Here is a 14,571-nt window from a genome sequence, read left to right as displayed (position 1 = left end):
AAGCGCAGCATTATCGCCACAGGAGACGCTAAACCTTCGTATACTTAAAATACATTAGAATTCTCTTTAAACATATATCCTGTTTTAATCGGATCAAAAACAATGCATAAAGAAAAATATCATCAGCTACACTCCGATTCTCAATGGCAAATTTTCTTTATTATTATAGTGTCAATTATGATCATTTCATCATACCTTTTTATATATGTACCGGTGACAAAACCTCACAAAGCCATTCAGGTTATTATTCCCGATCAGAATTCTTTTCGAATTCAAATCAACGCTAAGACATAGTCGTAACAACACAAATACCGCCCGCCGGTCTCACCAAGACGCGTCACGTAGTTATGTCTTGAGACCTTCGGGCCATGTGTGTGCAGACAACGCATCAACCGCGCCAAGTCCACTTTGACTGAACTTGACGCGGCAGATGGACTAGTCGGTAATTGGCCCCCTGCTTCATCAGCAGCAGACGTGCCCCCAATTTCACGTTGCCCGACCTCACGTCGGGATTTTCACCCACTCACTTAAACTCGTCGCTCCCTTATGATATTCACCAACAGGAACTAGAGAAGTCGGTTCAAGCTTTGCTCCAAAATATTCAGCCTCCGGATCGCCCACGACGTTCCGTGCATCGCCTTTAGACGATAGAAAGGCTCTAATGATAACATCCGTTTGATCACGTTCCGGGCCTGCGATCTCGACAATTCCATTTTTTGGAGCACTCAATGCGGTCGTGGCGATAAATGTCGATACGTCATCGCTTGCAACGGGCTGGAGGAAAGCCGTTGAGACACGCACGACATCCTCAGCGCCCGGCGTATATGCGATGGCACTAAGAAACTCGAAAAACTGCGTCGCTCGAACGATGGTGTACGGAACCGTCGAATTTTTGACGATCTCTTCCTGGGCAACCTTTGCGCGGAAATATGCGTTGGTATGCAGATCATCCACCCCGACAATAGACAGGGCAATGTAGTGCCCGACACCCGCATTTTTTGCGCAGCGCGTGGCGTTCGACGACGACTTCGTGAAGAACTCAAAGACATCCTTTTCTTCAAACGATGGCGAATTTGAAACGTCGATCACGACGTCCGCATCTTTCATCGCTTCCGCTACGCCCGTGCCGGTTACTGCGTCGATGCCACTTCGTCTGGAAGCGGCGACGACTTTGTGGCCTGCATCTTTCAAAAATTTGGCAACCTTTGATCCGATGAAGCCACTTCCACCGATAATTACGGCTTTCATTTGCTTTTCCTTATCTTCTTAGTCGTGTTGATGGGGACTTGTGCATTGGTCTCACCCGCCGAGGCCAGGATAGTAGTTCGCTGTTGAAGCGCTAGTATACTCGCGGGCCGGGATCACCTTCATAAGTGCATTCGCTTCAGAGCGCTTGAGTAGGAAACAGGCAGCTATGATTGTGAAACCGCGCTGTATGCGGCAGCGACGCCAAGGCCAGAGAACGCTAATATAATTCCTGGTATGATTGCCTGCTTACGTAGGCCCGCCCTCAAAAGCGTACCAGTTGCCGCCACCATTACGCAGGATGCCAGCGCCGCACCAAAAATCCTTGTGCTAGGTACGATGAGAAGGATGGCAGCGATAAATTCTAGGGCTGCTGTCACGTAGTGAAATCCGTCAGGATACCCCCAGTTGCGGTAGGTCTCGCGGAGGTTGCCGCGAGCCAGGAAGTTGTTAAGGGCTCCATAAAGGAAAAAAATGGCGAGAGCCCAGAAGAGCACTTCAGAAACTATGTACATCGAGATACCTTTCTACTGAGATTGACTAAATCTTCAGTCATGGTCACGCCAGGCTAGGGTAATCAGTGTAACCGCGTGCGCTGCCACCAAAGAAGGTTGCCTTGTCCACCTCATTCAAAGGTGCCTTAGTCTGTGTGCGGCGCGCGAAGTCTGGATTGGCCAGTGTCATCGAGCCATAGGATTCGATGTCGGCTAGACCGGCGGCTACGTCAGCGCCAATCAGTTCGCGCGGACGACCAGGACGGTTCAGGATCAACGTCTGGTGCCAGAGATTGCGTATATCTTTGAGTAGCTCCTCGTTGCCCCAATGCATTACATCAAGGAAGGCAAGCCCAAGTTTGTCTAATTCGCCTACGAGGTAGCGATAAAGGGCTGGGCCTTCGCTGCCCTCGTCGAGATCGCCCAATGGACCACCGGGAGAGACGCGGAAGCCTGTGCGCTCCGCGCCGATTTCCTCAACAACCGCACTTACCACCTCGATAGCAAAGCGCGCACGATTCGGTATTGAGCCCCCATATTCGTCGGTGCGTACGTTCGCATTGGGAGCAAGGAATTGCTGAATGAGGTAGCCGTTCGCGCCGTGGACCTCGACACCATCTGCACCGGCTTCGATGGCAGATCGAGCCGCATGGCGGAAATCTGCGACAGTTTGCTTAATGTCCTGCAGAGTCATTTCTCGCGGTACTGGCACTTCCTTCATTCCGGACGGGGTGTGGAGCTGTAAGTTAGGTGCGAGAGCGGACGGCGCGACAGCTTGCAGGTTACCGACTACATTTTCGGGGTGCGACATGCGGCCAACGTGCATAATCTGGATGAACACACGACCACCCTTGGCGTGGATCGCCGACGTGACCTGCTCCCAGCCCTTCACGTGCGCTGCTGTGTAGATGCCGGGGGTATTTACATTGCCTTGCCCTATGTCTGAGGGTTGGGTGGCTTCTGTCAAAATCAGGCCCAGGCTGGCGCGCTGGGCGTAATACTCGGCCATCAGTGGCGTAGGCGTCCCGTCGGTGTTGGCTCGACTGCGGGTCATCGGAGCCATCGCCAGACGGTTTGCCAGAGAGTAAGGTCCTACTCGGACGGAAGTGAATAGGTCAGACATTTCGAATAAATCCTCGGTTGTCGGGTCAGAATGTTGGGACTGTTGCGACATCGATAATCTTGACGTCGAGATAAATATGTTGTCGCATTATCTCTATGTCAAGATGTTCGACGTCAAAATAAATGGCCTCTTTTATCTTGACGTCAAGACGTATTAGGTTTATCGGGGTACCATGGATCAAGTAGATAAAGTCATTGAGCAGTGGCGCGTGGCACGTCCCGATCTGGATGTGACCACAATGGGGCCGATAGGACGCTTATCGCGAGCAACCAAGCATATGCATACCGTGGCGGAGCAGACATTCGCGTCTCACGGGTTGAACATGGCCGGGTTCGATGTGTTGTCCGCTCTGCGAAGGTCTGGACCGCCCTACTCTCTCTCTGCTGGCGATCTTTTGGCATCAATGATGATCACGTCCGGCACCATGACGAACCGGATCGATCAGTTAGAAAAATCGGGGCTCGTCCTAAGAACAGCCGACCCGGATGACGCTCGCAAAGCTATTGTGTGCCTGACAACCGAAGGCCTGGAGCGTATTGAACAAGCAATCGTTGATCACGTTGTCACGCAACGTGAGCTTCTGACCGGGCTGACCGCACGCGAGATTGTTCAGTTAGACGGACTGCTTCGCAAACTAACTCAGTCACTGGGCGTTTAAAACAAATCACGCCATCTTGTCGCGGCGGGCTCAACGCCCTCGCTTGATACCCTGTAATCTCGGATTTCCAAGGCGATATCCGCCTTGGTTGATCCTCGATGAAGCCCGCTATCGTTCGCAGTCGTGTCCTGCGGTCTCTCCACCGATTTCGGGCAGCAATCAGAGGGCCCGGTCGTTTACCCCAATGTCAAGGATCAGGGGTTGTGAGTTCTGTTTCAGTCGTATCGACGACGAAAACAGCGAGAATTTTCGCAGGCTTTGTGGTGCTCGCGTTGGCACTCACTTGATGGTGGTCACCGGGCACCTCGATCCAGTTTTCCCCGGTCTTGAATACCTTTTCGTCCCCGCCATTTACCTTGCTTTTAACTTCACCTTCAATGACAGTAGCCGATATGAAGGCGCTTTTCGCATGAGTGTGGGAAGGATTGTAGCCGCCTGGTCCGTATTCGACCAAGACGCCTCGCAAGCTTTTTCCCGGAAGATCAGGCAGCTTGTGGTCGAAGATCACCGAAATTTTTGCCTTATGCGCTTTTTGCGCTGCCCATGTCGGCGTCGTCAAAGTGGCGATCATTAAAGTCGTGGCTGTGAGTAGTTTTAACATCGTTATCAGCTCCGTTGAGTACCTTTATGCAGCGGCACAGACCGAACTTACGGTCGAATGCCACAGAAGATGAGATATACGATGGTTTGCTTTCGGCATTTTAGTTGGCCAATTTTTTTTAAAGGGAAGCCACTTCGATCACGGCGTCGATGAACGCGGCGGGTGCCTCCTGTGGAAGATTGTGCCCGACACCAGGAATAACTCGGTGTACTCTCTTGCCACCAAACTTAGCAGCGGTGGCCGTACCGTCAGTGGCTGAAACCACACCATCGGCAGCTCCATCCAGGGTCACGGAAGGAACTTGAATGACTGGCTGTATAGCGAGTTTCTCTTCAATCTCGATGTAATCCGGGTAACCCTTCGCGCCACCAAGACGGTGGCGGTATGAGTGGACTACAACGTCCACGTAGTCCGGGTTCTCAAATGATCGAGCACTGCGTTCGAAGGTTTCGTTGTCAAAGCGCCATGTCGGGGAATTTTCGTGCCACATGATCCTCGCTATTTCCGTCCGGTTTCGAGCGAGACCTTTTCTCCCTCTCTCGGTTTGGAAATAGAACTGATACCAAAATCCGCGCTCGACATGAGCGGGAGCAGGCTGGTTCGATTTAGCAATATCTTGAATAAGATAACTGTTGACCGAAACCAAACCGTTGCACCTTTCTGGCCAAAGTGCCGCGCCAACGCACGCTGCGCGACCGCCCCAGTCGTACCCTGCGAAGATCGCGTTTTCGATCTCCAGGGCATCTAACAATTCAATTAAGTCTCGGCCGATTGCCGCCTGTTGACCGGATCGCGGGGTTTTCGGATCAAGGAAGTTGGTTGTCCCGTGGCCTCTTAGGTATGGGACGATTACCCTGTAACCCTTTTTTACGAGGCTCGGCCCAACCTCGACAAAGCTCAGCACGTCGTATGGAAAGCCGTGTAATAACACGACTACTGGGGCACCCTTAAGACCAGCTTCAAAGTACCCCACGCTCAACACACCTGCATTAATTTGCTTTACCGTCGTGAACAAACCCGCCTCCTCTTTCAGGTTCGCGCGCTCAGCGCGTGGCTCGGTGATCGTGCCGATTAAAACTGCTGTTGCTGTCCCGAAGAGAAGGGTTCGTCGTTGCACGCAAAAACTCCTGATATTTACCCTCAGGCATTAGAACAAGGCGATCAATCCAGCACCAGCTATACGGTAGTTGGTAACCAGGACCAGGACGATGCAATTTCACCACCTATTGCTGCCTTGAAGGGTTGGACATAAAGAGTTGCGCCACGAGGTGCTGGCACGACTGCCAAGTATGAAGCGTAAGGAGCAATAGTTCACTGACGAGCTAGAAAGCGGCTTGCTATCACAGTCGCCCTTATTGAAATGTTCAAATGCTCGCCGCTGGTGTCTCATCGCGTTAGGCATTTGACAAAATTTTTCCAGTATCGCGCAACCTGGCTATCGCCTGTTCGAGCCACGCGACTTTCGGGTGCACTCCTTCAGTCTGCAGTTGATGTCATCCGCAGTTTCGATATTGCGTACGGAGATTCCAAAATCACTGTCGCATTTGAATTCAGAACGGACATACCGAGTGTAAAGGGTCAGGCCAGGCACATTCTTAGAAGGGAACCTCAAGATTACGGCACCATCTCGCGCGATGATGCCTTGAACCTGCTGGCAGCTAGCACGTGCCGCGTACATACGCTCAATGGCTCCGGCCGGAAGTGTAAAAAGTATAAGCCATACAATGGTGAAAGAAATCTTTGACATGTTTTCATCCTAGCAATGTGATTGCTCGGAGAATCGACGGAATGTCGTCATTTGAAAAGTATACAAAGATATAGCCACGGGCTCGACCTCAGTTTAAGTGGAGCCGTTCATAGAGACTGCCACTGCCCGAAGCTCGCCGATGATCGGAAGCCAACAAATGCGTGGCGGCCATTACTAGCCGCCACAAGCCGAAGCCTAGTCTTGATCAATCAAGCTTGGGCATCATTCGGCTGCGCATAAAGGTCATATACTCCGATTCTGAGCTTCCGCGCCTTTTCTCGATGAGCGGCTTGATATCCTCAGTCGCGATATAACGTAGCTGATCGGTTCCGTCGGTTGCAGCGCTGAAAATGACTTCAGCTACCTCTTCGCTAGTTGCCAAACCGCGCGACTTGCGCAAACCCTCGAAGATCGCGCCAGCTCCAGCGACGAATTCATCGTAGTCTGCAGGTGTTGAGGTCGAGGTAAATTCTTGACCGCTGCGCTCACCGAACTTGGTTTCGAGAACGCCCCCTGGTTCGACAATTTTGACACCGATCCCGAGCGCACTCAGCTCATAGGACAGCGATTCCGAGAAGCCTTCTAAGGCAAACTTGGACGCGTTATACAGCGAGATCATCGGCAGCCCGAAAACACCGGCTCCCGAACTCACGTTAATGAAGAGACCAGAACGATGTGCACGGAAATGGGGAAGCGTTTCGCGAACCACGTCCATCACGCCAAAAACGTTGACCTCAAACTGGTCCAAAACTTTCTCTCGGGGTGTACCCTCAAAAACACCAGACAGTCCGTACCCAGCGTTGTTAATTACAACGTCAATCCGACCGAATTTTTCGATCCCGGCATCCAATGCGCTCCGGATCGAAGCCCGATCTTGCACATCAAGCTTGGTTACAAAAACGTTTGGCAGTGTTTCGCAGAGATCACTGGGATTGCGCATCGTTGCGACAACATTCCACCCCCTCTCTGCAAAGAGGCATGCACTCGCTTCGCCAAAGCCTGACGAGCAGCCGGTAATCAGAACTGTTTTTGTCATAGTTTCACTCCTTGATACCCACCCTATCTAGCAACGCTTGATCCACTATATAACCGGGACAATGCTGGACGCCTCGTTGAAGGAAATTGGACAATGTCGGGAATGACGCTTGCGGACCTGCGGGCAATTGCTACAGTTGAAGCTGCTGGAAGCTTCCGTGGAGCCGCGAGGGAGCTGGAGGTTTCAGTATCGTCGCTCAGCCATCAGGTTGCGACTGTGGAGAAGCGTTTAGGAATTCGATTGTTCAATCGAACCACCAGAAGTGTTTCCATCACTGAGGCTGGCGAGGCGCTACTGAAACGGGTTCGTCCAGCGCTAAACGATATCGATGCCGCACTTGCTGCGGTCGACCATCTGCGCAGCACTCCGTCGGGGACGTTAAGGCTGAACACGTCAGAAGGTGGAGCTGAAAGAATACTCCCACTCGTCATCGACTTCTTGGCGAACCATCCAGACATGAAAGTTGACCTCGTTACAGAAGGGCGACTAGTCGACATCGTTGCCCAGGGATTTGATGCCGGTATCCGGCTTCAAGACGTGATACCAAAGGACATGATTTCGGTCTCGCTCGGCCAAACAGAGTCTTTTGTCATAGTTGCCTCGCCTGTTTATCTTGAGCGGAAAAACATTCCAACGTCGCCGGGAGACCTACTGCAGCATGAGTGCATAAGGGCGCGGTTGCCAAGCGGCAGTCTGGTGAATTGGGAGCTTGAGCGCAACGGTGACACGATATCGGTCGATGTTCGAGGGCGACTAGTCGCGGGCAGCACCGAACTTAGTGTTTTGGCGGCACGTCAACATGCAGGCATCGCTTATGTGGCCCTTCGTGCGGTGGAACACGATATTTCCAGCGGAAAACTTGTCCAGCTTCTGCCGGAGTGGACGCCCCCATACCCTGGTGTCTGCCTCTATTATCCAAGCAGACGGCTTCCCTCTGCTGGGCTGCGAGCGTTCATAGATCACGCTTTTGAATGGCGGCGACAAAATTTAAGGGGTGCTACTTAAGCTTCCAACTCGGCCACTTTAACTGACCTTGATGGCCGCGACCACAGCTATAGCACAAACGCGATCCCACTGTTGGACAACGCTCTGACCTATAAAACGACCGGTTACGCCAGGTAGACGGCATACATCCGTATAGCTTGCCTGATTCCCGACTTGAGTTGACCCTATCGGAAGGAAAATAGGGAAGCGAAAAATGAAATATGTTGTAGTAGGCGGAACAGGGTTCATCGGCACGAAGGTCGTCGCCAGATTAAGGTCGGCTGGTCATGAAGTAATTGCTGCAGCGCCGGAGACCGGTGTGAACAGCATCACTGGTGAAGGCCTGGAACAGGCCATGGCTAACGCTCACGCGGTCCTGGACGTAACCAACTCGCCAACGTTCGACCAGCAAGGCATACTGGATTTTTTCGGGGTTTCTACATCAAATCTCATCAATGCCGAAAAGAAGGCAAACGTTCGTCACCACGTTCTGTTGTCCATTGTTGGCACCGACCGACTCCCCGACAATGCTTATTTCCAAGGAAAAATTCTCCAAGAGAAGTTGGTGAAAGATTCCGGCGTGCCGTTCACAATTGTGCATTCAACACAATTTATGGAATTCCTGGGGGCGATTGCAGACCTTGGCGGGACCAACGAGGAAACGCGCATCTCGACTGGTCATGTCCAAGTGATCGCGGCGAACGATCTAGCCGATGCCCTTAGCGATGTCCTAATGGGAGACCCAACTGGAGGCATCGTCGAAGTGGCTGGGCCAAACCGTGAGCCAATGAGTGATGCGGTGAGTCGTTATTTGACGGCGAAAGGCGACGCTCGCCGTGTGGTAGCCGACCCTGACGCGTTGTACTTTGGTGCCCGACTTGAGCCTGATACACTTGTGCCCGTAGGAGAAGCGCGTATCGGCAAAACAAACTTCAGCCAGTGGCTGACTTCTTTGGCCCAGTGAACCAAAGTACGGGCAGATCGCCTCACTCGCTGCGGAAACTGTGCCCCAAGCGCTATGTAGCTGATACATCGCACACACGGGACTAACAAAGATGGCCCGCGACGGAAGCCGCGTCGACCTTGTCGCGGGCCAACGCTCATTTAGAAGCCGCAGCTTCTTCAACTAGCTCGGCGACCTTGTCCGCATTCGATACCATTACAACATGTGAAGCGCCTTTTACGACGACAGTCTTCTTTGACTTCGCACGCTCAGCCATCCAGCCGAGTGCAGCTTCCGGAATATTTTTGTCAGCGTCGCCATAGATGAACCAAGACGGAATGTCTTTCCAGGCCGCTTTTGTGGCGGTTTCAGCTAGTGCAGACGCCGCGATTGGGCGTTGAGTTGCAGCCATCAACTCACCAGCCTGTGCAGGAACGTCTGCAGCAAACTGATCGTGAAACTTGGCTTGCTGTATATACAAATCGCTACCGCCACCGGGAATACCGACCGGATTTTGAAGTGCATCGCCGAGCGTACCGCCAGGAAACTTTCCGGAAAGTCCCGCAGCATTTTCACCAACCTCCGGTGCAAAAGCAGCCACGTATACGAGCGCCTTGACGTTTGACGGCTGTGCGGCCTCGCTGATCACGGAGCCCCCGTAGGAATGGCCAACTAGAACAACCGACGTTTTCAAGCTTGCAACGAAGCTGCGGACATATTCAGCGTCAGATTTAACGCGCGAAGTGGGTTAGCGATTGCTGTTACGCTGTAGCCGTCCTTTTCGAGCCTTTCGATAACGCCGTTCCAACTCGAAGAATCAGCGAATGCCCCATGAACCAAAACTATTGGAGGCTTATCGCTAGCGAATGCTGCCAGAGCAGGCGTTGCGATAACTGCTGTCACCAGCGCGAGTTTCAAAAAGCTATACATGAGAGTTCCTTTCGTTTTCCCGCAAATTAATTAGCGCACAATTTAATTGCGCACAATGTTAATTTTGACGGACTTGTTCACTCATTCGTGAGTGTGCTCCTGGGGGCGAGCGAAGAGGTTTTCAGTTAGTTGGTAGTTAGGTCGTGGAATCCGGTTACATGCTTATCCCATCGCTACAAGCCGATGGAGATTGGTTGAAGACCGTCTTGAATCTAAATCGTCAAGAATTAGTATTCATACGCTGAAGAGAGAATGCTACACGGGCTCCTTCGCCAGTGTTCTCAGCCCAGATCGTTCCGCCGTGTAAACTAATCATTGATCTGCTGATAGCGAGACCGACGCCCATTCCGCTGTCTTTTGTGGTGTAGAAGGGCTCGAAAATCTTTGTAAGTTCAGAGATGCCAGTTCCCCGGTCTTCAACGGAAACCAATACTTGCTGCCCTCTTGTGGAGGTCTGGACATCTATCGAACGTGCTCTGTCGTCGTTGAGCGCCGTTGCCTCTGATGCGTTCCTCAGCAGGTTCATCAAAACCTGTCGGATTTGCAAGGGATCGACCACGACAAGCGGCTCTTCGGCATCTAGACGTTTCGAAACCACAACGCCTCGGGCTCCTTCCCCGTGCGAAAAAATAGAGCAAACATCACTGACAATCGTGTTTATTGAGCATGTTTGCTTGTGCCCCTCGCCCAGCTGAAACATAGCCCGGACTCGGCTTACAATCTCAGCCGCCAACTCGGTATCACGATGGACACCCGCTGCGCTCAGTCTTGCTTTTTGAATATTTGGAGGTTCAGCAGACAGCCACCTGACACAGGCATCCGCGCCAACCGCTGCGGAAGCTAGGGGCTGGCTTATTTCATGAGCAATCGAAGCAGACAATTCGGCCAAGCTTGCTATCTGGGTCACCCTCTCAAGGTCTTCTTGCGCAAGTCGATATTGCTCTCTAGCTCGCACTTCGTCCTCAACGTCGATTCCAATGCCATACCAACGAACTAGATTGCCTTTGTCGTCTAACAACGGTGTCGTGCGACCTTCAAGCCAGCGGTATCCGCTGTCTGACCGTCGGCGGTATCTCGCCTGCCACCCGTCTCCAGTCTGATAACTCCTCTCCATCGCCTCTTGCAGTTGCGCTTGATCATCAGGGTGGATCACAGACCTCATTGCGGTAAAAAGCGCTTCTTTCGGATCGCCTGTCGCCGGTAACACAATGTCCGGAAAGTCACCTGGTCGACGGTTGAAGAAAGTTGTTTTACCGTTAGGCTCGGTCTCCCAGACTACGGCGGGAATCGTGCCAACGACGAGACGAAGCTGTTCCTCCCGGTCTTTTAGGGCCTTTTGAGAGGCGGCAGTTTCATCAATGCCTTTCGCATAGCTGCTATAGCCCCCCACCTGCTCCGCCTTAAGAGCGCTGTCAATTTCCAAGGCAGTGCCAATCCAGAACGAGGCGGGCAAATCGGTGCGCGACAAAAGCTTGCCGCTAAACCGGAAGCTAATGCTGGCGAACCTCGTCCGGTGGATCGCGTCGAATTGCTCCCCACTCTTAATGGACGTCAACCATTTACGGGCGAAGACAGCGACATTGTCGGGGTCCAAATGTCTTAGGATGGAAGAAGGTATCATCAGTTGGTGATGCGGCAACCCCAGTTGGGCCGCCATAGATTGGCTGAGCACAATTTGGCTGCCATCGACCAGACACGCCCACCCATTGCCTGGGACCAATTCTACCTGGTCGGCAAGATAAATTAGAAAGTTCTTGTCACTCAGCGCCAACGTATTCACCAGCCGAAGCATTTTTCACCGCACCCATCACAATAAAAGCGTAAACCTTTCACTTTGGGCAAGGGGCGAGATTGAGCTTAGGCAACGTTTCATGCTTTTCACACGCATACCGTCTGCCCAATGGCAGATGCACCGGTTGAAACTCCGTCAAACAATGCCGGGACAGACCACGGCCAGAGCCTACGCTGATATCGGGCCCCCTGCTAGCTAGAACCGTGACAGAAAGCGAAAGATCAGCATCCGTCGCGCCGCGCGCTCCAGCCTATCAAGGTATACGATCAGATGACTATTTTCCCGAACCATTATGGGCTTTGATCCTCACATTGGCCGTGTGGAGACAAGCGATCTCATTGCGGCAGACCGGATTTAGCGAGGATCGACCAGATGGGCACCGTCAGCACTGCTAGCAACCGAGATATGGCCGCAAACTACACCGCGCTTGCTGCCCTGGTGGGCCGCCTTCTTATCAGCCCGATATTCATAACGTCCGGAATTGGGAAGATCACCAACTCCGAATCATATCTGGGTTACATCGCGGCATCCGGGCTTCCGTTTCCGGTAATAGCGCTGGTCGGAGCGATTGTGCTGGAAATTGGCGGGGGTGCGGCCATTGCCTTGGGATATCAAACTCGTTTCGTGGGCTTGATCCTTGCACTTTTCAGCCTTTTAACAGCCTTGGTGTTCCACAGTGACTTTTCGGACCAAAACCAATTTCTCCACTTTTGGAAAAATGCGGCGATGGCAGGCGGCCTGCTCCAACTAGCTGCATTTGGAGCCGGTGTTGCCAGCTTGGACGGTCGTCGTTCCAGACAGAGGTGGATGGTTTCCTAACGCGTCGAGCACCGGAAATCAGGGACCTAAATCAGTGAACCATTAACATCGTGACTGCGTTTGAAGGCCAAGCTATCCTAGGTGAAGGAAGCCCCTAGGAAGCGTTAATGCCGACACATATTCTACTGACCGTAATTTGCGCCGTTATTGTCGGATTCGCATCTGGGTATGTCTGGCGGGTTTGGTCTACCCGCCATGAGCGCCTCGTAGACAAGTATGCTCGCGCGATAGTTGAAGGCATGCCAGGCCACGGGTGGTCCAACGACCCTGATGGCCGGTTCACTTATGTAAGCCCCCCTGCGCTTAGATATTACGGCTTGGATGACAGTTTTATCAAGATGAACGGGTTTAAGCGCGGACAATTCCATGAAGCTTACGCAAATATGCTGGCCCAAATTATTCACCCGGAGGACCTGCAGGGGACGTTGGACCATTGGGCAAAGACCTTGAAATCAGGGGAACCTGCAACCTATGAATACAGGTTGCGACGCTGGGATGGTGTTTACCTCTGGCACCGGCTGGCGGTGCACCCTGCCCGTGATGACGCGGGATCAATAACCGCATGGTATGGCACCCAAATCGACATCGAAGTCGAAAAGGTTGCCGAGCTTGCCTTGCGAAAGAGAGAACAGGAACTGCAGAGGCTGATAGACGCTTTGCCTGTAAGTATATGGTGCTGCGACCTCGATGGCTACGTTACGCATTTTAGCAAGCGTTTGCAGACGTTTTTCGGCTGTGAACTTGATGATATCCCGCATAGCCAACGACGGGTGAGCCGCTCAAACCCTGGCCTGATTCATCCTGACGATGCAGGCCTCGCAGAAGACTTGCTAAAACACAGCCTGGAAACGGGAGAGCCTTTATCGGCTCGTTACCGGATGAGGCGGGCCGATGGGATTTATCGTTGGACCGAACAGCGAGGTGAATTGTTGCGGGACGCTGATGGGAAACCCCTGCAATGGTACGGGGTCGCAATCGATATTGACGCACTGAAGCGAGAAGAAGATGCACTCCGCTACCGCGAACAGGAGCTTCGACAACTTATCGATGTCATCCCGATGATGATTTGGACTGTCGGTGACGAACGAGGTAACACGTATTTTAACAAGCCCCTGCTTACTTTCACAGGGATTACACCTGAAGACGATACGGGGACAGACGGCCTCGATGCAGGTCGTGCGATGGCAGAACTGGTCCACCCTGATGATCTGCCAGCACTAGTCACACTTTACAATAGCAATCCTGGAGACAACGCTGTCGTCACGATGCGTTACCGTTTGCGTCGGGCCGACGGGGTATATCGTTGGGTGGAAGGACGATATGCAGGCCTCAGAGACGCCTCTTCGGGCAAACTGCGGCAATACGGCTTCCTAATCGACGTCGAAGAAGAGGTTCAGTCGCAGGCCGCACTGCGAAGCATGCAGGAGAAACTAGGGGATGCTGCAAGGGCTGCCAGCCTGGCAGAACTGGCCGCCTCAATCGCGCACGAAGTCAACCAGCCATTAACGGCGATTATCTCGAACGCAGAAGCGTGCCACCGATGGCTCACCCTCGCCTCACCCAACGTGGATCGCGCGATTGCGTCTGCGGAAGCCATGATAAACAATGCCACAGACGCGGCGGAGATTGTCAGCAGTATTCGCTCGCTCTTTCGCCGAAGCTCTCGGGCCCGGGTCATTGAAAACGTCAACACAGTCATCCAAGAGGTCACGCGGATTATTGGCGTCAGCGATATCGGTGTGAAAGTTGGAATACGCACCGAACTCGCTTCAAATATCCCTACCGTCATGATGGATCGCGTACAAATCCAACAAATCCTCGTGAACCTAATTCGCAACGGACTAGAGGCGTTAGATGGAAGCGAAGGAACTGTTTCACCCATCATCGTGCGAAGTCGTTACGACGAGACGCACGTCATCGTAGAGGTCATCGATGATGGCGTCGGCTTGCCGACAGAGGCAGGTATCGGGCAAGCGTTTTTCACGACAAAAGACGATGGAATGGGGATGGGCTTAGTAATATGCCGGTCCATCGTAGAAGCGCACAATGGCGATCTATGGCACACAAAAAATTCACCGCAAGGAACAATCTTCGCGTTTTCCCTGCCGATTTCAGGGACAGAGGAAGACGGTGCTCAACCTAGTCATGACGACGCTGCCGATATCTCGAAATTTGCTTCTTAAACCTGCTATGGGCTGT

12 protein-coding genes and 1 pseudogene are annotated in these 14,571 nt (G+C 52.6%); 5 read left to right on the top strand and 8 right to left on the bottom strand.

The features are described 5' to 3' along the window. Window positions 1-501: 501 nt before the first annotated feature. From PYR65_RS10830 to PYR65_RS10820, 3 genes are all read right to left on the bottom strand, one after another. The gene (locus PYR65_RS10830; RefSeq protein WP_276117974.1) at window positions 502-1,248 is read right to left on the bottom strand and encodes an SDR family oxidoreductase; all 747 of its coding nucleotides are present in this window, start codon (window positions 1,246-1,248) and stop codon (window positions 502-504) included. Between the two features lie 164 nt (window positions 1,249-1,412). Beyond that, entirely contained in the window at window positions 1,413-1,760 is a 348-nt protein-coding gene (locus PYR65_RS10825; protein ID WP_276117973.1) for a DoxX family protein, read from the bottom strand. Between the two features lie 43 nt (window positions 1,761-1,803). Beyond that, a complete protein-coding gene (locus PYR65_RS10820) occupies window positions 1,804-2,862 on the bottom strand; it encodes an alkene reductase (protein WP_060504279.1) in 1,059 nt (352 codons plus the stop codon). Window positions 2,863-3,034: 172 nt separating this feature from the next. On the opposite strand from PYR65_RS10820, the gene PYR65_RS10815 reads away from it, so the two are divergent. Then, the gene (locus tag PYR65_RS10815) at window positions 3,035-3,520 is read left to right on the top strand and encodes a MarR family winged helix-turn-helix transcriptional regulator (protein WP_276117972.1); all 486 of its coding nucleotides are present in this window, start codon (window positions 3,035-3,037) and stop codon (window positions 3,518-3,520) included. Window positions 3,521-3,707: 187 nt separating this feature from the next. Here PYR65_RS10815 and PYR65_RS10810 read toward each other — a convergent pair whose 3' ends face one another. The 3 genes from PYR65_RS10810 to PYR65_RS10800 all read right to left on the bottom strand — a co-directional run bounded on the left by PYR65_RS10810 (window position 3,708) and on the right by PYR65_RS10800 (window position 6,904). Beyond that, window positions 3,708-4,121 (bottom strand): cupin domain-containing protein, encoded by a 414-nt coding sequence (locus PYR65_RS10810; protein ID WP_060504248.1) that lies wholly within the window; start codon window positions 4,119-4,121, stop codon window positions 3,708-3,710. Between the two features lie 118 nt (window positions 4,122-4,239). Beyond that, on the bottom strand, window positions 4,240-5,238 hold the full coding sequence (locus PYR65_RS10805; protein ID WP_328518487.1) for an alpha/beta fold hydrolase: 999 nt from the start codon (window positions 5,236-5,238) through the stop codon (window positions 4,240-4,242). Between the two features lie 835 nt (window positions 5,239-6,073). After that, a complete protein-coding gene (locus tag PYR65_RS10800) occupies window positions 6,074-6,904 on the bottom strand; it encodes an SDR family oxidoreductase (protein WP_276117971.1) in 831 nt (276 codons plus the stop codon). Between the two features lie 93 nt (window positions 6,905-6,997). Here PYR65_RS10800 and PYR65_RS10795 point away from each other — a divergent pair, with 93 nt between their 5' ends. Together PYR65_RS10795 and PYR65_RS10790 are read left to right on the top strand one after the other, a co-directional pair. Continuing rightward, complete coding sequence (locus PYR65_RS10795) at window positions 6,998-7,909, top strand: LysR family transcriptional regulator (protein ID WP_276117970.1); 912 nt, start codon at window positions 6,998-7,000, stop codon at window positions 7,907-7,909. Between the two features lie 193 nt (window positions 7,910-8,102). Continuing rightward, complete coding sequence (locus tag PYR65_RS10790; protein WP_276117969.1) at window positions 8,103-8,852, top strand: SDR family oxidoreductase; 750 nt, start codon at window positions 8,103-8,105, stop codon at window positions 8,850-8,852. 136 nt (window positions 8,853-8,988) lie between these two features. Here the strand turns inward: PYR65_RS10790 and PYR65_RS10785 are convergent. Both PYR65_RS10785 and PYR65_RS10780 read right to left on the bottom strand, forming a co-directional pair. Beyond that, window positions 8,989-9,761: pseudogene (locus tag PYR65_RS10785) on the bottom strand (alpha/beta fold hydrolase). A 220-nt stretch (window positions 9,762-9,981) separates the two neighbouring features. Beyond that, entirely contained in the window at window positions 9,982-11,532 is a 1,551-nt protein-coding gene (locus PYR65_RS10780) for a sensor histidine kinase (protein ID WP_276117968.1), read from the bottom strand. A 393-nt stretch (window positions 11,533-11,925) separates the two neighbouring features. Between PYR65_RS10780 and PYR65_RS10775 the strand changes: the two genes are divergently transcribed. Next, a complete protein-coding gene (locus tag PYR65_RS10775; RefSeq protein ID WP_276117967.1) occupies window positions 11,926-12,372 on the top strand; it encodes a DoxX family protein in 447 nt (148 codons plus the stop codon). A gap of 107 nt (window positions 12,373-12,479) precedes the next feature. Next, window positions 12,480-14,555 carry a PAS domain-containing protein gene (locus PYR65_RS10770; RefSeq protein WP_328518486.1) on the top strand — a complete coding sequence of 692 codons (2,076 nt, stop codon included), beginning with the start codon at window positions 12,480-12,482 and terminating at the stop codon, window positions 14,553-14,555. Window positions 14,556-14,571: the final 16 nt, after the last annotated feature.

The sequence above is a fragment of the Pararhizobium qamdonense genome (genome assembly GCF_029277445.1).
GTDB classification, from domain to species: Bacteria; Pseudomonadota; Alphaproteobacteria; order Rhizobiales; family Rhizobiaceae; genus Pararhizobium; species Pararhizobium qamdonense.
The sequence above is the reverse complement of the archived record's forward strand: the minus strand, read 5'-3'. Positions and strand labels throughout refer to the sequence as shown.